The organism is Armatimonadota bacterium, assembly GCA_013314775.1.
Classification (GTDB): Bacteria; Armatimonadota; Zipacnadia; order Zipacnadales; family JABUFB01; genus JABUFB01.
The window spans coordinates 12,646-34,701 of the sequence record JABUFB010000020.1 but is presented as its reverse complement, the minus strand read 5'-3'; the positions used below and the strand labels follow the sequence as shown (position 1 = coordinate 34,701).

The 22,056-nt window shown below is 63.6% G+C and carries 18 protein-coding genes; 9 read left to right on the top strand and 9 right to left on the bottom strand.

Features of this window, described 5'->3' with window-relative positions; translation table 11 throughout:
- Positions 1–29: 29 nt before the first annotated feature.
- Positions 30–809 carry a hypothetical protein gene (locus tag HPY44_21015; protein NSW58499.1) on the top strand — a complete coding sequence of 260 codons (780 nt, stop codon included), beginning with the start codon at positions 30–32 and terminating at the stop codon, positions 807–809.
- A 21-nt stretch (positions 810–830) separates the two neighbouring features.
- On the opposite strand, the gene HPY44_21010 is transcribed toward HPY44_21015, so the two are convergent.
- Positions 831–1,544 carry a creatininase family protein gene (locus HPY44_21010; GenBank protein NSW58498.1) on the bottom strand — a complete coding sequence of 238 codons (714 nt, stop codon included), beginning with the start codon at positions 1,542–1,544 and terminating at the stop codon, positions 831–833.
- Between the two features lie 151 nt (positions 1,545–1,695).
- Here HPY44_21010 and HPY44_21005 point away from each other — a divergent pair, with 151 nt between their 5' ends.
- Entirely contained in the window at positions 1,696–3,579 is a 1,884-nt protein-coding gene (locus HPY44_21005) for a hypothetical protein (GenBank protein ID NSW58497.1), read from the top strand.
- 20 nt (positions 3,580–3,599) lie between these two features.
- Here HPY44_21005 and HPY44_21000 read toward each other — a convergent pair whose 3' ends face one another.
- From HPY44_21000 to HPY44_20990, 3 genes are read right to left on the bottom strand one after another with little or no spacing between them, the layout of a single operon-like run.
- A complete protein-coding gene (locus HPY44_21000; GenBank protein NSW58496.1) occupies positions 3,600–5,174 on the bottom strand; it encodes a DUF4038 domain-containing protein in 1,575 nt (524 codons plus the stop codon).
- A 3-nt stretch (positions 5,175–5,177) separates the two neighbouring features.
- Positions 5,178–6,638: a hypothetical protein gene (locus HPY44_20995; GenBank protein NSW58495.1), complete on the bottom strand. Its 1,461-nt coding sequence runs from the start codon at positions 6,636–6,638 to the stop codon at positions 5,178–5,180.
- Complete coding sequence (locus HPY44_20990) at positions 6,631–7,905, bottom strand: CAP domain-containing protein (protein NSW58494.1); 1,275 nt, start codon at positions 7,903–7,905, stop codon at positions 6,631–6,633. Before HPY44_20990 ends, HPY44_20995 begins: the two co-directional genes overlap by 8 nt.
- A 278-nt stretch (positions 7,906–8,183) precedes the next feature.
- On the opposite strand from HPY44_20990, the gene crcB reads away from it, so the two are divergent.
- The 5 genes from crcB (at position 8,184) to HPY44_20965 (ending at position 12,320) form a co-directional block, all read left to right on the top strand.
- A complete protein-coding gene (gene crcB, locus HPY44_20985; protein ID NSW58493.1) occupies positions 8,184–8,555 on the top strand; it encodes a fluoride efflux transporter CrcB in 372 nt (123 codons plus the stop codon).
- A 15-nt stretch (positions 8,556–8,570) separates the two neighbouring features.
- Positions 8,571–9,836: a DUF190 domain-containing protein gene (locus HPY44_20980; protein ID NSW58492.1), complete on the top strand. Its 1,266-nt coding sequence runs from the start codon at positions 8,571–8,573 to the stop codon at positions 9,834–9,836.
- A gap of 76 nt (positions 9,837–9,912) precedes the next feature.
- The gene (locus HPY44_20975) at positions 9,913–10,221 is read left to right on the top strand and encodes a hypothetical protein (protein ID NSW58491.1); all 309 of its coding nucleotides are present in this window, start codon (positions 9,913–9,915) and stop codon (positions 10,219–10,221) included.
- Between the two features lie 106 nt (positions 10,222–10,327).
- Positions 10,328–11,350, top strand: coding sequence for a right-handed parallel beta-helix repeat-containing protein (locus HPY44_20970; protein ID NSW58490.1), 1,023 nt, complete (start codon positions 10,328–10,330; stop codon positions 11,348–11,350).
- 22 nt (positions 11,351–11,372) lie between these two features.
- Positions 11,373–12,320 (top strand): quinate 5-dehydrogenase, encoded by a 948-nt coding sequence (locus HPY44_20965; protein NSW58489.1) that lies wholly within the window; start codon positions 11,373–11,375, stop codon positions 12,318–12,320.
- A 60-nt stretch (positions 12,321–12,380) separates the two neighbouring features.
- On the opposite strand, the gene HPY44_20960 is transcribed toward HPY44_20965, so the two are convergent.
- From HPY44_20960 to HPY44_20940, 5 genes are all read right to left on the bottom strand, one after another.
- The gene (locus tag HPY44_20960) at positions 12,381–16,394 is read right to left on the bottom strand and encodes a hypothetical protein (protein NSW58488.1); all 4,014 of its coding nucleotides are present in this window, start codon (positions 16,392–16,394) and stop codon (positions 12,381–12,383) included.
- A gap of 76 nt (positions 16,395–16,470) precedes the next feature.
- Entirely contained in the window at positions 16,471–17,466 is a 996-nt protein-coding gene (locus tag HPY44_20955; GenBank protein ID NSW58487.1) for a hypothetical protein, read from the bottom strand.
- Positions 17,466–18,248: a GTP cyclohydrolase I FolE2 gene (locus tag HPY44_20950; GenBank protein NSW58486.1), complete on the bottom strand. Its 783-nt coding sequence runs from the start codon at positions 18,246–18,248 to the stop codon at positions 17,466–17,468. The genes HPY44_20955 and HPY44_20950 overlap by 1 nt, the downstream gene beginning before the upstream one ends.
- Before the next feature lie 313 nt (positions 18,249–18,561).
- Positions 18,562–19,344 carry a hypothetical protein gene (locus HPY44_20945; protein NSW58485.1) on the bottom strand — a complete coding sequence of 261 codons (783 nt, stop codon included), beginning with the start codon at positions 19,342–19,344 and terminating at the stop codon, positions 18,562–18,564.
- A 14-nt stretch (positions 19,345–19,358) separates the two neighbouring features.
- A complete protein-coding gene (locus HPY44_20940; protein ID NSW58484.1) occupies positions 19,359–20,423 on the bottom strand; it encodes a site-specific DNA-methyltransferase in 1,065 nt (354 codons plus the stop codon).
- A 245-nt stretch (positions 20,424–20,668) separates the two neighbouring features.
- On the opposite strand from HPY44_20940, the gene gcvH reads away from it, so the two are divergent.
- Positions 20,669–21,106, top strand: coding sequence for a glycine cleavage system protein GcvH (gcvH, locus tag HPY44_20935; protein NSW58483.1), 438 nt, complete (start codon positions 20,669–20,671; stop codon positions 21,104–21,106).
- Positions 21,107–21,200: 94 nt separating this feature from the next.
- Positions 21,201–22,037 (top strand): lipoate--protein ligase family protein, encoded by an 837-nt coding sequence (locus HPY44_20930; GenBank protein NSW58482.1) that lies wholly within the window; start codon positions 21,201–21,203, stop codon positions 22,035–22,037.
- Positions 22,038–22,056 lie beyond the last annotated feature (19 nt).

The window sequence follows — 22,056 nt, the reverse complement described above, 5'->3', positions numbered from 1 at the left end:
CGCGGCGAGAAACGAGGACCAGCCGACTGATGACCTGCCTACCCTCCGGCAATCCCCACCGCACAATTCATGTACTGCTGCTGCTGTGGCTGGGGCTCATTCTCGGCGGCCTTATCTTCGGGCCGCTCAACGAGTCCATGACCCAGAAGATCCCGATCCCTGTCTGCCTCACCTGCACCTTCATCCTGGCTGTCTGCGCAGCGATCTGGTGGGACTACCTGCTGGGGCGCCTGCGTGGATTCGCGATGCTGCTGTGCATCGGCATGTCCTTCGGATTCCTTGGCGACTTGACCATGGCGCGGTGGTTCGTAATCCCACCACTCGACCCACTGATTCTCGGCATGATCTGGTTCGGCCTGTGCCACATCTTCTACATTGCGGCCTGGCGGAGAATAGCAGGGATACTCCGGCTGACCAACTGGAAGCCGTGGCTGGCGTCGGTGACCCTCGTGGTCCTCGCAGGCATCGCGTGCTGGTACCTCCTTGTGCAGGCGCCCCATGCAGGTAACCTGCGCAACTACGGGGCGCTGGGGTACTGTGTGCTTCTGTCTGGCAGCGCAGGGGCCGCCCTGGCGCTGGCATTGCAGCAGCCGCGGTTCGCCCTGTCTTTCATAGGCGCCGCGCTGCTGATCGTGTCGGACGTACTGCTGGGCAGCTACGTGTTCCGCGGGAACAAGTGGTTCCTCGTAGACACCGGCGTCTGGTTCATCTTCAACCTTGGCCAGCTGCTGATCGTCTTCACGCCGGGCTATCTGCTTGGCGGGATCCGCCAGGGCAAGCTGCCACTAGCAGAGCCCCGTGAGCTGTAAGGAGAAGCCGGTCCGGACCGGTCACACCTTCCTGCGAGACCGCTCCCGGGCCGCCAGCATCCGGTCGATCATCTCCCGGATCTTTGGCGCTGCCTGCTCCACGAACAACTCCGCCAGCATCTTCCCGTGATCCGCCGTGGACTGCCGCGGGTCCTCACCGTTGATCCCCTGGGTATCGAGATCGATCTCACCTTCGGCCGGCAATTCGCTCAGGTCAACCAGGTCCGGACGGTAGTGAAGCAGGAGCGATGTCTCATTCCGCGCTGCATGGTCGCCGCCTTTGACATCCACCCATCCGGCGGGCACGTAATCCTGCCACGCAATAGCCTGGGCGTGTGAGTGGCAGGTGTTGAACCGTTGCACCGCCTCCTGAATTGTCTCCACATGCGCGCCGCCGTAGTGTCCCATGATGATCAGGATCACACGGAAGCCCTCATCGTAGAGCTGGTCCAGGTAGTTCAGTGCCAGCGAGTACACGATCTCGCGCGAAAACTCCAGTGTGTGTCGGAATTCCTTGTACGGCTTCATGGTCTGGTAGCCGCAGTAGACGGGTGGCAGCACGACGCCGCCCACTTCGCGCGCCAGGTCCAGAGCCATGTTGTAAGCTTTGATCGTGTCCAGCCCCACCGGGTTTTGCAGTCCGTGCCATTCGTGGGCGCCCCAGGGGATGATGGCGAAAGGACATTCCTCGATAATCGCATCCAACTGGCGCGGCCTGAGCTCTTCGTATTTCATCTCGATCATCTCCCTCGGTGGGCGGTTCGTTGGACCGCGAAGTTCATTCGCCTCTGCGCGCGTCCCCTCCTGCAGACTCGACAAGGTGACGCTGCCGGGTCTGGGGAAATCCCGTACATCTCGCAGTCATCGGCCCTGGAGGTTTCTCCCGATGGAACTCCTGATACTGCTTGTGGTGCTGCATCTGCTCGTGAGTCTGGCCGACGCCGAAGAGCCTTTCATCGATCACGGCGTTGGAGCGCCGGTGGCCGAATCCCGGGGGCTTGTGGCGGCATCCGACGCCGATGGCAATCCTGTGGTCATCACACTGAGCCTCGACAACAGCCCGCGGGGATGGATCCTGCTGACAGACGTGAAGACCGGGACGTCAGAGCAGTTCTATTACCCCGAAGGCGTGCCCAATTCGCCGCCCTTCGCCTCCCTGATGAGCACGAACGGGCGGTTCTACACGTTCGCGGGGAACGTCCTGCTGGAGTTCGACGTGGAGGACCGCAAGTGGCTGTTCAGTGGGGTACCCGCGAAGAGCGAGAGCTGTTACTGCGGCTCGGCGATGGCGGACGGACCGGGCGGTCTGATCTACGCAGGCAGCTACCCCAACTGCCGGCTGGTCTCTTATGACCCGGCCAAGCGGGAGATGAAAGACTACGGACGTCTGGATGATGCGGAGCATTACGTCATGAGCCTGGTTGCCGACGATGCGGGCTGGCTCTACGCGGGGATCGGGACGGCACGGCAGAACATCGTGGCATTCAACCCCGCCACCGGTGAACGCCGAGACATCGCGCAGGAGGAAGACCGGGTGTTGGGCTCAGGCAGCGTGCGCGTGGGTACTGATGGGCAAGTGTACGGCCAGGCCGGGAAAAGCTGGTATCGGATGCGCGGGGGCGAAGCGGTGAAAGTGGATCCCGCCAGTGTCCCGAGCGCGAAGCCGACCGGGGCGATCGACTGGGGGCGCAAGTCATCGGACCTGCCAGGCGGCGGTAAAGTCAAGACCGTGAACCTGCCAGAACGGTGGATGGAGATCACCGACCCACAGGGGCAGACCACGCGCCTGGACCTGGACTACGAGTCTGAGGGCGCGGACATTACCTCGCTTGTGCTCGGGCCGGACAAGATGGTGTACGCCTCTACGGCCCACCCGATGCACTTCGTGGCGCTGAATCCGGAGACTGGCGAGCTTGCCGACTGGGGTCCCGTGCCTCGAGTTGGCGGCGGGAACTTCTGCGCCATGGACAGCCTGGGGCAGTTCGTCTATGGGGCGGCTTACGCGGGAGGGCACTTCTACGAGTACGACACGACGCGACCGTGGAACAACGAGACAGGGGACAATCCGAACCCCCGACTGCTTGGCGCGTACCCGGGCGACATCACCCGCCCGCGAGCGTGTCTGGCCCATCCCGACGGCCGGCATGTGATGATGGCCGGATTCGCGGGCTATGGGATGTGCGGCGGAGGAATGGCGATCTACGACCAGACCTCCGGAGAAGTCCAATTGATTACCCACGAGAACCTGGTGCCCTTCCAGAGCACCATCGCCCTGGATGCCCTCCCCGACGGGAACGTGGTGGGCGGCACCAGCATCTCGACCCCGGGCGGCGGCCACCCGCAGGCAAAGGAAGCGGCGGTCTACGTGATGGACTGGGCCACCCGCAAGGTCAAGTCCACTTTCGTACCGGTGCCGGGCGCGCCCGAGATACCGGCGGTCATTGTCGGGCCGGACGGGCTTGTTTACGGCGCGGCCTCGGGTAGCCGGTTTTTCGTGCTCAACCCGCAGACGGGTGACGTGGTGCACGAGGAGAATCTCAGCGCGTACGGGGGCACCCCGCGCAAGCTCTTCGCGCTGGGGCCGGACGGTATGATCTACGCGGGATTCAGCGGGGCGATCGTGCGCATCGAGCCCGGCACCTTCAGGCACCAGAAACTGGCCAGTCCGCCGGCAGCGATCAGCGCGGGTCTCGTCATCCATGATGGGCGGCTCTACTATGCATCCCGCTCGCACCTGTGGAGCTACCGCATCCCGGCGGGCGAGGGATAAGGGCCGCGTAGCTGTCCAGTTCAGCGCATAACGGGTGGGCCGCCAATCACCAGCACCCAGTCCCGGTCATCCGGGGTGGTGAGCTCGACCTGCGCCGCTTCGACACGGGTCTCGCCCTGCCACCAGCCGGTCTGTGGGTCGAACCACCGCGCTTCGGCGGGCAGTTTCAGCGTGGACAGGTCCAGCGACACCTGACCACCGACCGGCACATACGCCACGGCGCAGTCGCCATCGGGCGTGCGCGCCGCAGCAATGTGGCGTTCGGGATCGGCTGCACCGGGATTGTCACGCACCAGCGACGGGTCAGGGGTAAGCTGAGTCCACGGGATGTGATCGAACAAGTCGCGCAGTGTGGTCATGTTCCGGATGCCCGGCAGGACCAGTCCCTCATGCCAGGGCGGGATGTTTGTGAGTCCCGCATGGCCCTCGGCATCCTCGACCTCTTCCGGCCAGACCCAGATAGCATTGGTCCCGTAGGTAACCCCCGCCGGGTAGGCGTTCAGCAAGCTCCAGTAGGCTGCGCGCCGGACGGCGTGGCTACCATGGGGCCGCTTGCTCTGGTATGCCGGATGGCCCTCGTAGTTTGGCTCGAGATTGATCACAGGCCGCGCCGGCTCGCTCTGCCAGCCTGTCGCCGGCGGCCCCTCAGTGAGCCAGCGAATGTCCTTTTCACCATCTCCGTGGCCGCTCTGATAGCCGATGAAATCGAACCATTCCTCGTCACGATACTCCTCGGCCACCCAGCTCAGCCCGCACGGGTGGAGCGTGACCAGACGGTCGTGGCGCTCACCGAACACAGCTCGGCCGATGGCACGCCAGCGTTCCGCGTGCTCGCCGTAGTAGTGCCCATCGCCGCCGAGAAGCCAGATCACCGGGTGCGCGCCCCAGCGCGCGACGATGTACTTTGCGACGCGGACACAATTGTCGACACTCAGTTTCCGGCCTGGGTCGGTCTCCAGGAGCGCCCAGAGCAACACGGGAGCCGGCACGAGGCCGTGCTGGACGATGGCTTCGATCCGTGCGTCAAGCCGGCGGAACAGCGAGGGGTTGATCCGGACGGGGTCTTCTTCTTCTTCAAACGCGACCTGGCCGAAAGGGTCCTTCGAGCAGCCGCGCCACTGGGTGCTCACGAACTGGATCGCTGTGAAGCGCTGGGCACGGCGGGTGCTCAGGTAGCGCTCCCAGTCCTCCGGCCGTGACCGCAGCGCGCCGTTCCAGGCAGTGTCCGCGAGCCAGAAAAACGGCGTCCCGTCAGCGTGAAGGAATCGCCGGCGGTCTTCCGACAGCGCGATCGGCCCGTGCTGGAAAAGAGGGTTGTCGCGGTCGTAGGGCACGCACTGGAACCGGCCGGACTGGCCGTGCAGGCCGGCATTGCCGATGTCCGAGCATTCGGTGCGCCAGGTCCAGTCGCCCAACTCATCAGGGCAGAAGCGGAGCCTCCAAAGGCCGCGGCCGTCCCAGAAACCCTCAATCCGCTTTTCGGCGCCGGTGGGCGATGTGAAAACCCCGACCAGCGTGCACTCGGCTACCGGGTTTGCATATTCCCGGTTGGTTGTGAGTTCGATCTCGTAGACCATCCAGTGTGCGATCTGCATCGGTCATTCATCCTCGTGGCCAGACTTTTGCTGAGTGATGGTGTCGTCTCGGCATGCGTGTGCGTCCGCTCCTGCTGGGCTCGGTGCCTTGCCTGCCCGGGCGGCCCAGCGGATGGTCCCGTCTTCAGACCGCTGCCACACATGCAGCAGCAGGCTGGCATTGAACAGACCCCAGAATGCGGCGGGCCAGTAGAAATAGTGGGGGCCCTGCACGTGCAATACCGGCACGTGAATGGCCGCCAGCATGCCCAGGAGAGGCCAGGTTGGGCCGCGGTGCGTGTGGATCAGAACCATCAGGCCCAGAGCGAAGAGGGTCAGCCTGGCGATGGCCAGCAACTCACTGGGGATCGTGATGACCGCGAAGTTCCCATACAACCACTGCGCGAGGGCTCCTGCCCCGACCACCGAAACAAGTATGGGCCAGACTATCGCGGGACGCTTTGGCAGCCGGACATACGCGTAGATGCAATGGGCAACGAACAGGGCGATCGCCACCACCCAGATGCCGCGCGCAATTACGATGGCTCTGGGCAGTTCGGCGGCGTACCAGACGGCCTTCGAGAGGAAGTAGTCAAAGGTGCGCACTTTGGGCCCCCAGGCCCCGGGGACGAGTAGGGACCGCAAGGCAAGGAACCCGGCAACCAGCAGCAGGCCGGGCACGGCCAGCTTCCAGGACAGTCCGGCAGCCGGCGCACTCTGGATACCAATGGCGCGGAGTGACACAGCGGACCGCCCTTTGCGGTACCAGGCCAGCAGCCCGGCCACAAGCGGCAGGGAGACCGCCATCTCCTTGAACAGCAGGGCGACGATCCACAGGACGATGGCGTTCCGCAAGCCTCGAGAGTTGTCTCGCACCAGCCAGCGGTCCAGGTTCAGCAGCGCCCAAAGCGAGAAACACAGAGACCACTGATCGGTCTGTCCGGGCCACCAGGCCACGACCCCGTACGCGACCGGCGCAGGCAGCCAGCCAGGTCCTTGCGGCCCGAGACGCACATTGAAGAGGACCACCGCAAGCAAGGCGCTGGCCACACGCTGCCCGGGCCTGCCGGGGAACCACGCAAGCCCCAGCAGAAATACCAGCCCGCAGATGCCCCCGTGAAGCAGCCAGGAAATGACCACATGCCCCTGGAAGTTCCACCCGAATGCCAGGTACTCGAACCAGAAGACCATGCTGGACAGGGGGCGAAAATACGGGGACGAGCGCTGTATCCACGATCCGCTCCACCACAGGGGGATATCCGCAACGGTGGCTTTTTCAGCCCAGCGCGTGATGTCCACGCTATCAGGGCTGTCTGCGTAGTGGGCAAGGATCGCAGGGCTGAAAGCGGCATGCCCTGTGGCCAGCAGCCCGATTATGACCGCTGCCCAAAACCAGACGCGCAGGGGCTCTTGAGCATGTGACCCATCCAGCGCAACACGTTTTGGCGAGCTATCGCCGCTCAGGTCGTTGACTGCACTACTCATCCGTGGGGAAGACGCCTATCGTGAGATCGCCCTGGCCTGCGTGCATGTCGGGAGCGGTGATCACAACAGTGTAGTGTCCAGCAGGAGCGTCGGCGAGGTTCATTCGCAGGCATTCCGCGCCCACCAGTGCGCCGCTCCAGACCCTTTCATCGAGTTCATCATACACGGACACTTGGGCGGCCCTTGGGGACGGGTAGAGCCAGGAGACGCGCAGTTCACACAGCGCGCCGGTGTTAGATATTGTGAAGACCTCGGTTCCGCCGCCGTCGCCGAGACTTGCCGCTGTCAGTGTCCCCGGCGTGAGAGCGGTCGCAGTTCGCATCCCCGAGCCGTACTGCCGAACCGCGGTCAGCGAGCCGGTGATCAGGATAATGCGACAGTGAACGGCCTCGGACGCACTGACGGTCAGAATCAACTCGCCATCGGCGCCCGCCAATGATGCTGTGGGCATCTCGTGGAGACTGGCGGCAGGCATGACTGTCAGGCCCTCACGCCCGGGAATAGCCGCCGACACCGTGAACACCTGCTCGCCGTCAGTTGTTGCACCCCAGCGGATGGCATCCCCAGCGCTGACGTCGGCCTTCACTTGTGCGGGCGCGTTGGGCCCCGCGGACACGTACCAGATCCGCACCTGAACGGGCAACGTTACGCCGCCGGCAGTCACAGCGACGGTCGCCGCAGCCGTGGCGGGCTGTGCAGGAGCACTGGTCGCCGGAGCTTGAGTTGCCGGAGCGGGTTCGGTCGGAACGGGCGGTGGCGGCACCGAGAAGAGCTCCGTTGTCCAGACCGTGCCGTCGTCATCGGAGACGCAGCCGATGCCCATGAGCGAGATATCCGCAGCCATGATGTTGTCATGATGGGGTGGACTGTTCATGAAACCCATATGTACGGTCTGCGCCACTGTCTGATTGATCGCCGCGAACTCGGTGCGGGACACGTTCTCGCGAAGCGTGGCGGGGTTGACACCGAACTTGAGGCGGTACCTGTCGCTGGGTGTCTTGTGGGCTGCAACAGGGGATTCGTGGCCCATGAAGCCCTTGTCGCGCATTTCAGCGCTGTGTGCCCGGGCCACCGCGGCAAGGTCTGCGTCCGTCGCAAGTTGGGAGAGGCCGGCCTGGGCGCGCTCGGTGTTGATGAGCCAGGCGATATCTCTCTCCACCTGCGCCATCGTGACCCGCGCGTGTGCGCAGAGGGGCAGACAGATTGCGACGATGCAAGGGACGAGGGAGTTGATGCGGGCGTGCCGTATGGTCATTGAAAGGGTCATCTCGGCTCTCCGCTGAGCGACATCCGTCCGGATGGATCCGCAGGGTAAGACTACATGCGCCCCCGAACTGTGTCAATCCGGGCTCATGTTGACTGGCGAAAGGGCCGCGGGTATACTTCCCTCAGTGGCGATGGGGTTCGCCCGGCCTTCGAGGCCAGACCGTCTTCGGACTGATGACCCCTGCTCACCACGCGGTGCGGAGGGGTCATCGTATATATGCGCCGCGTTTGCGGCCGACCCCAGCCAAGACACCGCAGTAGAGAGAGACGGAAAGCGAGATGCAATTACTGCTCGTGTTCTTGGGCGGTGGAGTCGGGGCAGCCTGCCGGTACATCCTGAGTCTCGCGGCAGCCCGCATATACGGCGACAGCTTTCCCTGGGGTACGCTCGGCGTCAACTTTGCCGGCTGTTTCCTGATCGGTCTCGTCTTCGCCCTCGGGGTCGAACGTGCCGCTATCAGCCCGGAGTTCCGTCTCCTTCTCGTTACCGGGTTCCTCGGCGGTCTCACCACTTTTTCCAGCTACGGCATAGAGACCATCGGCCTCGTGCGCGATGCTCAGTGGGCGTCGGGGCTCGCTAACATCGCCGCCAACAATGTGGGTGGACTGCTGCTTGTGCTTGCTGGACTCTGGATCGGACGGCAACTGTGAGGAGCCTGCCATTCCATGGACTACCGAATAATCAACGTTTACACCAGCGAAGATGCCAGGAGCCACGGGCGGCCGGTCTGGGAGGCCGTTGTCGAGCAGGTCAGGAAAGCCCGGTGCGCGGCTCGCTGCATTGTGCTCAAAGGGGTGGCCGGGCTGTACGAGAGCGGTGAGCAGGCCAGCAGCCGCCTGGAAGTCTTGTCATATAACATGCCGGTGAAGGTTGAGATCATCTTGCCTGCCGGTGAGTGTGAGGCGCTTGTGGAAAGGCTTTCGGCCACAGTGACCGACGGCATCGTGGTTTCGGGACCGTGCGAGGTCGTGTTCCACCGGGTGAGCAACGGGCTGACCCCGAGACGTTTGAAGGTCCGGGATGTGATGACTGCGAACCCCACGGCAGTTCTGGAAGCAACTCCCGTCAGTGACATTATCCGGCTACTCATCACCGCTGACTTCAACGCGGTTCCGGTGGTGGACGAAGCGGGGCGCCCGAAGGGCATCGTCACCCAGGGAGACCTGATCGAACGCGCGGGTATGCCTGTGCGTCTAGGGCTGCTTGCCGAACTGGAACAGGCTCAGCTGGACGGGTATCTGGCGAATGTCACGCATCTGTCCGCTGCTGACGTGATGACCAGCCCCGTCGTGACCGTGCAGGCTGACACCCCTTTGCCGCAGGCCGTTGCGATTATGCTCAGACGTAACCTCAAACGCTTTCCCGTGGTCGACGCGCGGGATCGACTCGTAGGGATGCTGGCGCGACTTGATATCTTTGGCACCATGGCCAGCCAGTCCGTGGGCCGCCGGACAATGGGAACCTGCAGCGCGGATGCCGGAGCACCCACTCTCGTTCGCGATATCATGAGTCGTGAGAGGAACACTATTGAGCCGAATGCGACCGGCGCTGAAGTGCTGGATAGGCTCAGGTCAAGCGGCGTCCAACGACTGGCTGTGGTCGACGAGCAAGGGAAGTTTCTGGGGCTGATCACCGACTACGACCTGTTTGCGGCGCTTACGGAGCGCCGCGGGGGTTTCTGGGAATACCTGAAAAGGCGGGGGGACATGGACGCCGCTGCCCGGCGGAAGACTGCTGCGGAGATAATGAAGACAAACCTGGTGACAGTGTGCGAGAATACGCCCATTGAGGAAGCGGTGAATCTCATGACCGAACACGGTCTTAAGCGGTTGCCTGTCTTGAGCGAGAATGGCAGTTTCGAGGGTATGATTACACGCCAGGCGGCTTTGGCTGCGGGTTCGGTCTGTGACGAGCCCCTTGCATCACCTTGACGTTGTCCCTCGGCCGCGGGTATCCTGTTGCGGTCGCTTACACCCTCATTGAATCGCCCCTTGCGGGCTAGAGAAAATGTCCCGGCAGAAGGGCAAGGCTAACTCCATCAATATCACCTGGCGACCTGATCTGCAGGTCTACAAAGTGACCTTCGAGGCGGATCAGAGCATCTTCCATGAGGTTGTCCGCGCACTGAAGTCCATTGACTTTGAGATGCGCAGCTACAACGCAGACACCCGGGCATGGTATATCCAGCCATCCGAGCTTGACAAGCTTCGCGACATCGCTGTGCGGCTCTTTGAGAACGCTCAGCTCACTGAGGGCGATATCACCACGAACCTCCACTCCGGCCGCGCCACACAGCAGTTGAGGCTCTTCGACTGACGGGCGACTCCCGGTGGCCGCAGTACTGTCTGCGTTCTCCAGCGATATCCTATCGGGTACAATGAGGTCGGAACGGCTGCTTCCATGAGACCCCGGGAGGCCTGCCATGAATGCCCCCACCGGTCGCACCGACGTCTCCCAGTTTTCCTCGGTCCAGGCTGCCTTCGACGCCCTGCCCAAATCAGGCGGGGTGGTCTATTTCCCGGCCGGGCGCTATGAGATACCACAGACCGTACACCTTGCGCTCTGCGAAGGCCGGCACGTCTTCATCACCGGTGAGGGACGGGCCAGTGTGCTCATCAACACCAGCCGCGATTTCGCGCCGCTCATGCAGATCACGGGGGTTGTGGGCTCCTGGTGGCCTGACCTGAAGATCACCGTGCGTGACCTCACCTTCGAAGGCAATCGAGACAGCGGTGATGCCCTGGTTGTCGAGTATCCCAACGATACCCAGGTGGACAGCTGCTTCTTCTTCGGCCACGGGGGACACGCGGTTCGCCTCGGGCCACACGGAACCAACGTGACCATCCGCGACTGCTGGGCTCGGGACTGTCGCAAGGGCTTCCGCGCTGAACACATCCATCACCTGACACTCCACGGCAACCAGACCCGCTCTCGCAATGAGGGACAGCGCCAACTCGAACACGTGTATCTCGATTACGACTGCCGCGAAGTGCGGATCGTCAACAACCACTTCGCTTACGGCCACGCCGAGGGAATCATCCTGGACGGCACCGCCCAGCATGTGATCGCCGGGAACACCATCGAGGGTTTCACCGCCGGCGTTCTGGCCCGTGGGGTCTCGCGAGATATGGTGATCAACTCGAACTATATTCACTCGCCCGTCGGGGTCAGGCTCGTCGGGGTCTGCGACGGGTTCGCCATCAACGGGAACACCTTCATCAACACCCACGACGCGGCTATTCGCGTGGAAGACGCCGGTGGTTCAGGGGGCCACAGCATCACCGGAAATGTGATTCGCACCAGCGTTTACCAGGGCAATGGAGGGATCGATCTGGGCGACGCCGGGCAGTGCGTCGTTGTCGGGAACATACTGGACCACGTGGAAGGGCATGGCATAGCGGGTAGTGGACACGGGCACGAGATAGCAGCCAATGCCCGGCGCTGAACACGTCCTTGGAGACACCGGCATGAAACGGGTAGTGAGCGTCAGTGTGGGTTCGAGCAAGCGCAACAAGACCGTGGAGCACGAGATACTGGGCGAGCAGTTCGTGATCGAGCGGATCGGTACCGACGGCGATTTCGAACGCGCGGGGGATATGATTGCAGAGCTCGACGGGAAGGCTGATGCCATCGGTCTTGGCGGTTGCGATCTATACCTTGTAGCAGGAGGCCGCAGATACGTTGTGCGTGATGTCGCGAAGCTCGCGGTTCGAGCGACGAAGACGCCTGTGGTGGATGGCAGCGGCCTGAAGCACACTCTGGAGCGCGCGGCGGTGCGCATCCTGGCCGAGCGAGAGCTGCTGCATGTCGATCAGTCGTCGCGCGGGGTGAAGAACTTGCGTGTGCTCATTACCAGCGCGGTGGACCGATTCGGCATGGCTGAGGCCTTCGCCGGGATCGGTGTGCAAACCATCTTCGGCGACATGATCTTCGCGCTCGGGATCCCGATCCCCCTGCGCCGGTTGTGGCAGGTCCGGCTGGCGGCCAATGCTCTGCTGCCCATCCTTGTGCAGCAGCCCTTCGAGCGCCTTTACCCCACGGGCGAGAAACAGCACCAATCCACGCCGCGTTTCCGCAACTACTACGACTGGGCGGACATCATCGCCGGTGATATGCACTTCATCAACCGCTACATGCCTCCGGCCCAACTTGCTCTGAAGGATCTGGCGGGCAAGACGGTTCTCACGAACACCACCACGGAGGAGGATGTGGAGAACCTGCGGCGACGTGGCTTGAGCCGCCTGATCACCACCACCCCGCGCATGGACGGTCGCTCATTCGGCACGAACGTGATGGAAGGCGTGGTGGTGTCATTGCTGGGCAAGCCACCCGACGACATCACGGAGGCAGACTACCTGGAGATACTGGACCGGATCGGCTGGGAGCCTGACGTGATGAACTTGCAGGAGGGGTAGGGCAGAGGGCTCTTTTCCTCTGCTGCGGCAAACCGGAGTGTGGCGTCTAAGTTCGGGCCGCTACTCGTCAATCTGCAGAAGGCCGTCGTCCTCGAGCTCCGTCCCGTCGCCCTCAAGCCACTTGTTGAAGAGCTGCTGAGCCTCTTCACGCGTGAGCGTGCGGCCTTCCAGGGACTTGCGCAGTTCACCGAGGTTCCTCGGGGCCAGCTTTTTCCCGGCAAGAGCGCGGTTTACGTGGGTGATGGCGTCATCGGTGAAGTAGGTCAGAATCTGGCGAGGATTGGCGGATATCGGCATCTGCGCGATCTGCTCGAGCCGGACCCCAAGATCGCCGCGTCGAGGGGCCGCGGCCGCATATTCCCGCAGCCGCTGCCGGAGCGCCGGCACAGCCAGAGCTTGCAGATAGCCCTCGATGGCTTGGCGTGTCTCGGCCACCAACGAATCCACGCTCACGAGTTCGGGCTCCTCATTGAGCACCAGATGGCAGTCAGGGCAGACGGGCTGGGTATCGAGCACTTCGGACAGGTCGGCGCGGGTGCAGCGTCCGGCAGCCTGCTCCTCGATGCGCCGCTCCATGTCTTCCGCGGTTGTCGGCACATTCAAGTTCAACTTCCCCAGTTGCTGCAGCGCGCGCATCTCGGGTGACTGGATCACGGCGCGGTACTGGTCATAGATTGGCGAGCGGTACACTCGTCCGTGCCAGGATGCATAGATCCGCTTATACGAGCCCAGGAAAATCTGGACGAGGCGCCGCAGATTCATTTCCTCGGACAGAATCTGTTCGCCCGAGCCGATAAGCCCCAGCACCGCCTGCCTGCGAGCTTCAAGGTCGGAATTGGGCGGCAGAACCAGCGCCGGACTGAGCATGTAGTCGCGCACCTGGACTACGTCTGGCGCGAGCCGGTCGAGGTATGCGGCAAGGGTGTCAATGCGCCTGAACAGGCCCATGAGTCGCGATGCGCCCTGGGAATCGCCGATGAAGCCCTCGACGTCCTGGATGAACTCCTGCAGCCCTGGCGCCGGGTGGAGTTCCGGTCGCACGCAGCGGAATGTGTTCTGCAGGGCCTCGATGTCCGCAAGGGTCTCCCGCCACAATGATGGGCGCTGCTCAAGCTCCTCGACGTGAGCGAGCAGCCGGGCTTTCAGCGCTTCCGCGCGGTCCAGGTAGTCCACGCGGGCGGCCACCAGAAGGTCCCAGGCATGCTGCTGGACGGAGAAGTCCGCCACCGGAAGGTTGTAGTCCAGAGCGATCCGGCACACCCTGGCGAGAATCTGCCATTGGTTATGTGAAAGGAGCGGTGGCCGGGCTACATAGTTGATTGATCCGCTCAGTGGCACCGGGATATCTTCCATCCGAACAAGCTGGTTGGGGCCCTGAACCGCGGCAAGGTACCCGGTGCGGATCAGCGCCGCCACCACAAGCTCAAACAGCTCGGGCGGAAGCCCTGATGCAGACTTGACTAGATGCTGGGCCAGGTCCGCGCAGGCGATTGGCCGGCCGGTCTCCTGCAGAGGTGTGTTGTCTCGCTGCCGGACGCGCGCCATCACGCTTGCTGCGATCTTGCTGCGCGACACATCCACAATGTACTCGTCAGCGTGGGAGGAAATGAGCCCCAGGGGCGCCAGGCAGGCGTCAACCAGTTCGCGCAGGGGGTCTCCGGGGGGCAGGCTGGCCCGTCCAGGGCGGATGACCCGGTTGACGATGCTGTCCACTTGCTCGCGAGAGACCAGGGGACGACGCGGCGCAATCGCGGGGAACTCGGGGAACACCCGAAGGAAAGCGGGCGCGGTCACCTGATGGAGCGTGGCTGCCCAGTCTCCCGCGAGGGGCGCCAGCGCTGCCGGCCCCAACATCTCCCCGTACGGTGACAAGACCTGACCCTCGTAATAAGCCTTCCGCATGATCTTCCGGGCCTGTGCGGCAGCCGGGCCATACATCTCCCCGAGCTGGTCACGCATGCCGCTGTCTGCGGCCAGGGCGCGCTCGTCCTGGGACAGGTCGGCGATGGCCGCGAACTCCTTGAGCTCATCCACCTCGGCGGCGGTCAGTTCTCTGGGAATCCAGGCCAGGATCGCGGCGGACCAGCGCGTGGCAGGTGCAGTCTCGGCGAGCGACCGCCATGCCGCAAGCTGTGCGTCTCTGTTACCGGGCGCAGCGAGCATCAGGCACACGTCTTCCACGGTTGCGGGGTCTGCGAGATCGCCCACCAATTCGGCCATTACACCCGAAGGGAGCGAAGCCAGATCAGTCAGTTCCGCCGAAATGCATCGGAAGGTGTTCTGCCACTCAACCTCGAGGGTCCGGGCCTTCTGCAGGTGTGTCAGCGGAAATGCGGGCTCATCGCATACTGACAGAGCGTGCTTCCAGACCCGCGCATCGCCCGGACCGTAGGAAGCCTTTGCAGCCGCAACGCGCTTGCGAAGAACGTCACTGACCGAGGTCTGCACATCCACCTGGTAGACCGCGGGGGCATCGGCTGCTCCCCTCCGGGCGTCGACGAAGCTCCCGCCGACGCGCATGGCTTCGAGGGCCTGGATTACTCGCGCCGATTCCGCTCTGGCCGCCCCGGATTCGTCGAGCCCCAGGCACTCCACGAGCAGGGGGACGGGAGCAGCGACATTGGCCAATCGGAAGATCACCAGTTGCCGGATGAGTCGCACCACGAGTTGAGGTTCCTCGGGCAGTATCTCCCCGGCGTTTTTCTCATAGTAATCGAGTACGTCGTATATGTACGCCGAGACTTCGGGATGCGAAGCGATCCGTGGGCGCAGGTAGTCAAAGACTTCATCCACGCCGATGATCTGCCGGTAATCCCGCGACAGAACCCCCGCGAGGCTGGTGTGTCCCAGAAGGTCCTGCAGGAAGGCCACGAAGGTGTCGGCGGCTCCAAAGAACCGAGCGGCGATGCTCTCGAGGCACTCCAATGCTGCTGGGTGGAGCGGGTACGACCCAGCGAGCTCCTCGGCCGAGAAGGTGACTGTCCCAAAGGCTTTGCGGCAGGCGTCGCGAACCTGCTGGATCGCCGCTTCATACTTCTCTGGATCAACGCGGCCCAGAACGCGCCGCCTTGCCACCGCGCGCATGTGGGCTGTGCTGAGTATCAGGTCGTGCCGGTAACCGGCGCGGATCGCATTCACCAGATACGGCTCGACTGAGGTAAGCTGCTCCAGCCCCTCATTGAGCGCGGCCACCACATGCAGTGGGGCGATCTTGCAGCGCTGGGCGAGAAAGTCCAGGAAGGCGCAGTCACTGTGAACGGCTTTCGCGCCCGCACCCGAGAGGAACTCGGTCAGGTCGTCGATCAGCCAGACAATCCCGCCCAGAGAGTTGTCGCGGACCACGTCAATCAGCCGTGACAAACGCTCCACCCGGGACTGGCGGAAATCCAGAGGGTAGTTCATCTGTGCCGCAAATTGCCGGGCGATCTCCGCCGCGCGCGCCGGATTGCGCTTTCGCAGGGCCTGCCAGTCACGCACACCCGGGGACTGCTCGCGGGTGAACTTGTCGAGTTCGTCGGAATAACGGGGGACAATATGCCGCTCGATGAGGTCCAGAGCGTAGGACTGCTCGGAGAGCGGCACCGCGAGACCGTAAGCAAGGGAGCTCAATGCTCTTTCGGTGCGATCGAAGACAATGTCCTCCAGGTGCTCCTCATGCCCACGGTGCTCGCAGAGGGGAATCGGGACCACCAGGTATTTGCGTCCCCCCAGCCGGTCGCGCAGGTCGGCGTATGCAGGGTGGCTCTGGAGGAATACGGACCAGGCGGTGGGGTGGTTTGCAAGAAGCGCCACAAGTGACAGCAAGTGGGACTTGCCCGAGCCTGCGCTGCCCATGACCAGCGCCGCGCTGCCGCCCTCGCCACCTGCGGCAATGCCGGCAAGCAATGCCCGCAATGGGTCCACCGGCTCAGCGTCCGCGGAAACGTACTCGCCCAGCAGTTCCTCAAGTTGCCTGGCGGTGCCGAGGGTGAGGTCTGCGCCCTCGCGCGCCAGGGCCTCGAGCAGCTGGGACACCTGGGCGAGGTCCACTGCCCTGGGGGCTCCGCGTACGGTTATCAGGTCGGAGATTCTCATGGCGGATGGTGCGCCTGTGGTTTCCAGGATGGCGACGCGGCGCGCAGGATCGGGCTGGACAGGACACGTCTCTACTCTAGATGCCGGAGCCGCTGCTGGGTTCCAGTTGCTTCAGGCTGATGAGCGTCTCGAAGATGCTGATTCGCAGGACGTCATCGAAGGGCATCGCGTCCAGATCTTGGTCGCGGGTCACCAGCGACGGATCCACGTTCCGCAGATGCTGGGCCTGCCCCTCCTCGGGCTCCAACTCGCCGTAAGCGTAAGGCGAACCGTGCCGGCGCCGGAATTGGTCCAGGGTCCGCTTCAGGTTCTCCGCGGCAGGACGGAGCTTTTCGACTTCCTCACGATTCGGGGTCGGTCTGCGGGAGCGCGCACGATCCAGCCAGGTCTCGCGCGCAGGCTGGATCAGGTACCCCTGGGCCACGAGCGCGGAGGCCACGTAGTTGCGCACGTCTCCGTACACCCCGCTGCGTTCCCAGAAGCCGATTTCCTGGCGCATGACTTTTATCGCCCGCTCAATCAACTCATCCAGCGGACACCAGACTTCGCCGGGCTCTTCCTTGCCCTGCGCGACGCGCTGCTGTTTCCGGGCGCGCATCAGATCGAAGGCCACCTCCAGCGCCGACATGACCGGCGACTGCTGGAAGGGTGTGCGCTGAACCAGCTCCAGTTCCCACGCCTTGTGGGGGTAGGGGGGAAGGAAGGTGGCGTCGCGCTTGACCACACGGTAGTCAATGCACGCGCTGGTGTGCAGTTCGCAGATCGCCGCGTACAGGAGCTTGAGGCACCAGTCCGCTGGGTCAAGCTCTCGGTCGGTCAGGGGGCAGAAGGCCTTCTCACGCTGGGGGGTCATGGGCCCGGAGGTCTTGCACTCCACGAACTGGTCGGCGAACAGGTAGACCAGGCCGTCGGAATGAACGTCTCCTGAAGCCTGGATTGCGGTGACTTCGGGACGGAGTTCCTCCGCCGACATCGCCCCAGCGCGGTTCATTGTGGACTGGTAGAAGCGATAGAGGGCATACAGCACCCCCACGCCCACCGCCGCCAGGAAAACCGCGATTGCATACTCCATTAGCGGGCCTCACTCTCCGCCATGGCATAGGCCAGGTGGTTGTGGATCGATTCCATGGATTCGCATTCCGCCCGCAGCCACTCGACCCCGGGAACCTGGCGTACTGCAATGATCGTGTCGCGTACAACATCCTCCACAAACTTCGGGTTGTCGTAGCTCGCTTCAGTCACGACCTTCTCATCACTGCGCTTGAGTACGGGATGGATGTCGCAACTGCCCTGCTTCTCCAAGAGCGGGATGAGGTCCTCCAGCCACAGGAAGACCCCTGGCGCAGTGCGGACATGCACCGTCAGAAGTGCGCGCTGGCTGTGTGCCCCACGTTCGGATATCTCCCGCGAGCAGGGGCAGAGGGTGATGATTGGTGCCGTGGTGACCAGCGTGAAGCGGTACGCGTCTCCGTCCAGAGCGGCTTCGAATCGGCAGTCGTAGTCCAGGTGTGTCTTGATACCGCTGGCTGGGGCGGTTTTTTCGAGGAAGTACTTGAATGCCAGGGTGAGGCTGGCGGCTCGCGCACCGGCGGTCTGGGCAAGCTCGCGCACCATCTGCTCCATCTCGAGCTGGGAGACCCGCTTGCGGCTCCAGCGGGCCAGGACTTCCACCAGGCGGCTCATGTGGGTCCCGCGCTCCGTCTTGGGAAGCTCAACGCTGGCGTCATAGATGCCCAGCAGCCGCGCGAGACGCCCGGATTTCTCCAGCACCATTACCGGAAGGTGCAGGTCGCGTATGCCTACACGCTGGATAGTTATTCCCCGGCTGTCCCCCAGCGAAGCAACGTCTGGCATGTTTGGCGGCTTGGGTGAGAAGCTGCTGCCGCTCATGGTCTCACCACCAGACGTGGCAGGCGCTCCAGGACCAGACGGCGCCAATGATGGCCCTCGCCAGCCCAGCTGCTGCTGTCGCCGACCATGCCCAGGGGAACCTGCGGCGGGTCAGAGCAAGGCTGGGCATGGCAGGTGTAACTCGCCCCGACCAGAAAGATCAGGGATATGGCTTGGGCGCGGCAGATTTTGGCGGCTGCAGGCATGAGAAAGAGGATACCGGGTTGTGGATGGCGCACATCCTGAGTATAGCAGGTTTGCGCGTGCCGTGTCACCGTCAGGGGGAGGCCGGCTCCACGGCCGGCGTGGCCGGGGATTGAGGGTCTCCCGGAACAGCGGAGAGCGCTGCGCCAACCGGCCGCGCCGGCGGTGACAGCAACTCCGCAGTCTGCCGGCACACTTGTGCGGATGCAGCCTGCCCGAGCAGATCATACGCCCGGGCGAGCCCCGCATATGCCGCGAAGCAGGTTGGGTCGATCCGAACCGCACGCAGGTAATCACGTTCCGCCTGTCTGGCGTCCCCCTGGCTCAGCGCCAGGTCGCCCAGACACACATAAGGCCACGGGTTCTCCGGGTCCAGCGTCAGAGCTTCACGCCACAGCGTCTGCACTTCGGTGGCGACATACCCCAGCCGCAGGCGATTGATGCCCACCTGCACCAGCGCGGTCGCCAGATTCACCCGATCCGCGGGGTTCTTGCTCTTCAGTGTCACGGCCATCCGCAGTGCCTGCGCTGCTTGCTGCCAGTCACCCACGCGCATCTGCGCTTCACCCAGGTATCCCCAGCCCACAGGGTCGGTGGGTGCGGCAACGGTCATGGCTTTCGCCGTCGCCAGCAGGGCCTCATAGCGCCGCTCCGCTCGCAGGCGCACGAAATCACGGATCGCCTCCGGGCTCACTTTGGGTGGAGGCGGGGGAGGTTCGGGCTTCTCAGGCTTGCCCGTGGCGGCCTTCCCGTTGGTGGCTTGCCCGCCGGGCTTTGCGGCAGGCTTGGTTGCGGTCTGCGCCGGCACCGAGCCGCACAGCAATACCACGACAAGCCAAAGGATCGGTCTCGACATCACGTGACCTGCTTTCATTTGCCTCGCGACAGGGCGATCTTTCCGTCGAAGGAGGCACGGGAGCAGCGCTCGGCGGCGGCTACCGCGAAATCCGGCGCCAGGTCGATGCCGACGAACCGCCGGCCCAGCTTCCGGGCTGCCGCGCATGTAGCGCCGGTGCCGCAGAAGGGATCAAGAACCAGGTCGCCCGGAAATTGCACTCCCGCGTCCTCGCAACGGGCGAAAGTGTACATGGCAATGAGGCGGTTGGGCAAGTCCTCCGGGAAGGGCGCTGGGTGCCCCTCGCGCTTCACGTCAGCCGGATAAAGGTGCCAGACCTGACGCGTGAGGTTCATCCATTCGCTCTCCGTCAGTCTGCTGGCAGCCTTGACCTCGGGAGACATCTTGCGCGGGGTACCCGGTTTGACAAACACGTTGATGAACTCCACGGTGTTCTGCTCAAGCAGGTTCGGAGGGTACGGGTAGCTGCCGAACATCTTCTCAGTGGTTTGTTTCTGCCAGATATAAAGGCTATAGCGCTGCAGGGTGAGGTTCTGCAAAATGCTGACCTCGATGTCATTACTCAGGTTCTTGAGGTGCCGGGTGTGCTGGTGGGGCATGACCGCCTTGGGGACGGGTATGATCGGTGCATTGATGCACAGTTTGCCGTTGGGGACCAACACCCTTTCGCACTCGCGCCAGACTTCCAGTAGATCCTCGATGTATGCCTCGTAGGTGCCCGGGCCGATCTGCCCCTCCACGCCGTAATCCACCACGTTCCAGTATGGCGGGCTGGTCACCACACAGGCGATGCAGGCCTCGGGAAGGCGACGCAGACACAGCACGCTGTCGCCGCAGATGATCCTGTCGGCAATGTCCCCGACGCCGACGGGGGATGCGTCCGGCGCCAGGTCTCGCCAGTCCAGAGCGCCGAGTCGGGCCAGCAGTTCGCCGTGATCGAGGTCCGTCCGGGGCACATATCGTCGAATCGCCGGCGCATCTGGCGTGGGGCGCAGCAACTGAACCAGACTGGCAGCCGCCTCGTTTTCGGCGCGCTTTAGCCGAGAACGTTTGAGCTTGCGTTTCGCCTGATCGGCCATGAACTACCCAATCCCTGACCGTGGTGTTGAATGGACATCGTGAGGATACTGGATTCCCGTGGACGACGCAATTCCTCGCGCCCGGCTTCTTTCAGGCCAGGACCGCAAAAACCCCCTTGCCTCCCGGTTGCGTGAAGTATTACACTCATACGCGCTGACCCGGGGCCTCTGGGGACCGGGAATGCGGTGAATAGCTTACGCACCACAAGGGAAGAACCGGTCGAAGGAGGTCCTCCCGTATGGACATGTCGGAACTGCGTTTTGACGAGAGCCACACCTGGGTACGCGACGAAGGTAAGGAAGTACTCGTGGGGATCACGCAGTATGCGCAGGACCAGCTTGGAAGCATCATCTTCGTCGAGCTTCCCGAGGCTGGGGCCGAAGTGGAGAAAGAGGAAGTGTTCGGCAGCATCGAGTCCGCGAAAGCCGTCGAGGACCTCATCGCGCCGATCTCGGGCACGATCACGCGCGTCAATGAGGAACTCGCGGACATGCCCGAGCTTGTCAATGACGACTGCTACGGCGAGGGCTGGCTGATCGCGGTCAAGCCTGCCGAGGGCGAGGACCTGGACAAGCTCATGACCTACGAAGAATACAAGAAGCACGTGGCGGAAGAGAGTGCGGACGAGGACGATGAAGAGGACGAAGAGGACGACCTGTTCTTCGAAGAGGACGACGAGTAGACGGCCGCACGCCACAGACAGGGGCTCCGCATTTACCGCCCGGGATCGCTGACACGGATCCCGGGCTTCTTCCTGCCGCACGGACGGTAAAGGGATGAGTGACGCCGAGGTCTGGCGACTGGTGTGGAGCGGCTTCGCCCCGGCTGATGTGAATATGGCCGTGGACGAGACGCTCTTCGAACAGGTAGCGGGTGGCAGCGCGCCGCCCACGCTGCGCATATACGGCTGGGATCCGCCGGGCGTTTCGATTGGTTTCGCGCAGGACCTGGAGCAGGGCGTGGACCTGGAAGCAGTCCAGCGACGCGGATACGGCTTGGTACGCCGGCCAACCGGTGGACGCGCTATCATCCACCGCGACGAAGTCACCTACAGCGTCTGCATCCGCGTCGACCAGCTTGCCTGCGGTGACTCGGTGGTGGCGTCATACCGGGAGATCTCCCGGGGCATCGAAGCCGGGCTCGCCTTGCTGGGAGTGAGTGCGGGCATTCCGGCCGGCCGCAGGGATTCCTCGCGCAAGCCCGTCGACCTGCCAGCCATCTGTTTTGCAAGCTCGCTGGGCGGGGATATGGAAGTCGCCGGTCGCAAGATCGTGGGCAGCGCCCAGATGCGGCGTTCCGGGGCGATCCTCCAGCATGGGTCGATCCCGATCACCTTGGCCGCCTCCGAGCACCTGGAGATCCTCGGGAAGCGCCCCAGTGATGTGGGCGATGCCAACGGACTGTCTCGCCACGCCGCTACGGTGGCGGAGGTGCTTGGCAGGAGGGTTAGCTTCGATGAACTCGGGCGGGCCGTGGTGAGCGGGTTCGCCGAGGCCTTCGGGGTGCTCATCGCGGAACAGCCGTTGACTGATGAAGAACGGGCAAGAGCGGCCGAACTCGTGGAGACGAAGTACGGGGCGGAAAGTTGGACGCGTACTCGCGGAAGACGCTGACCGGACGGCCTCAACCTCG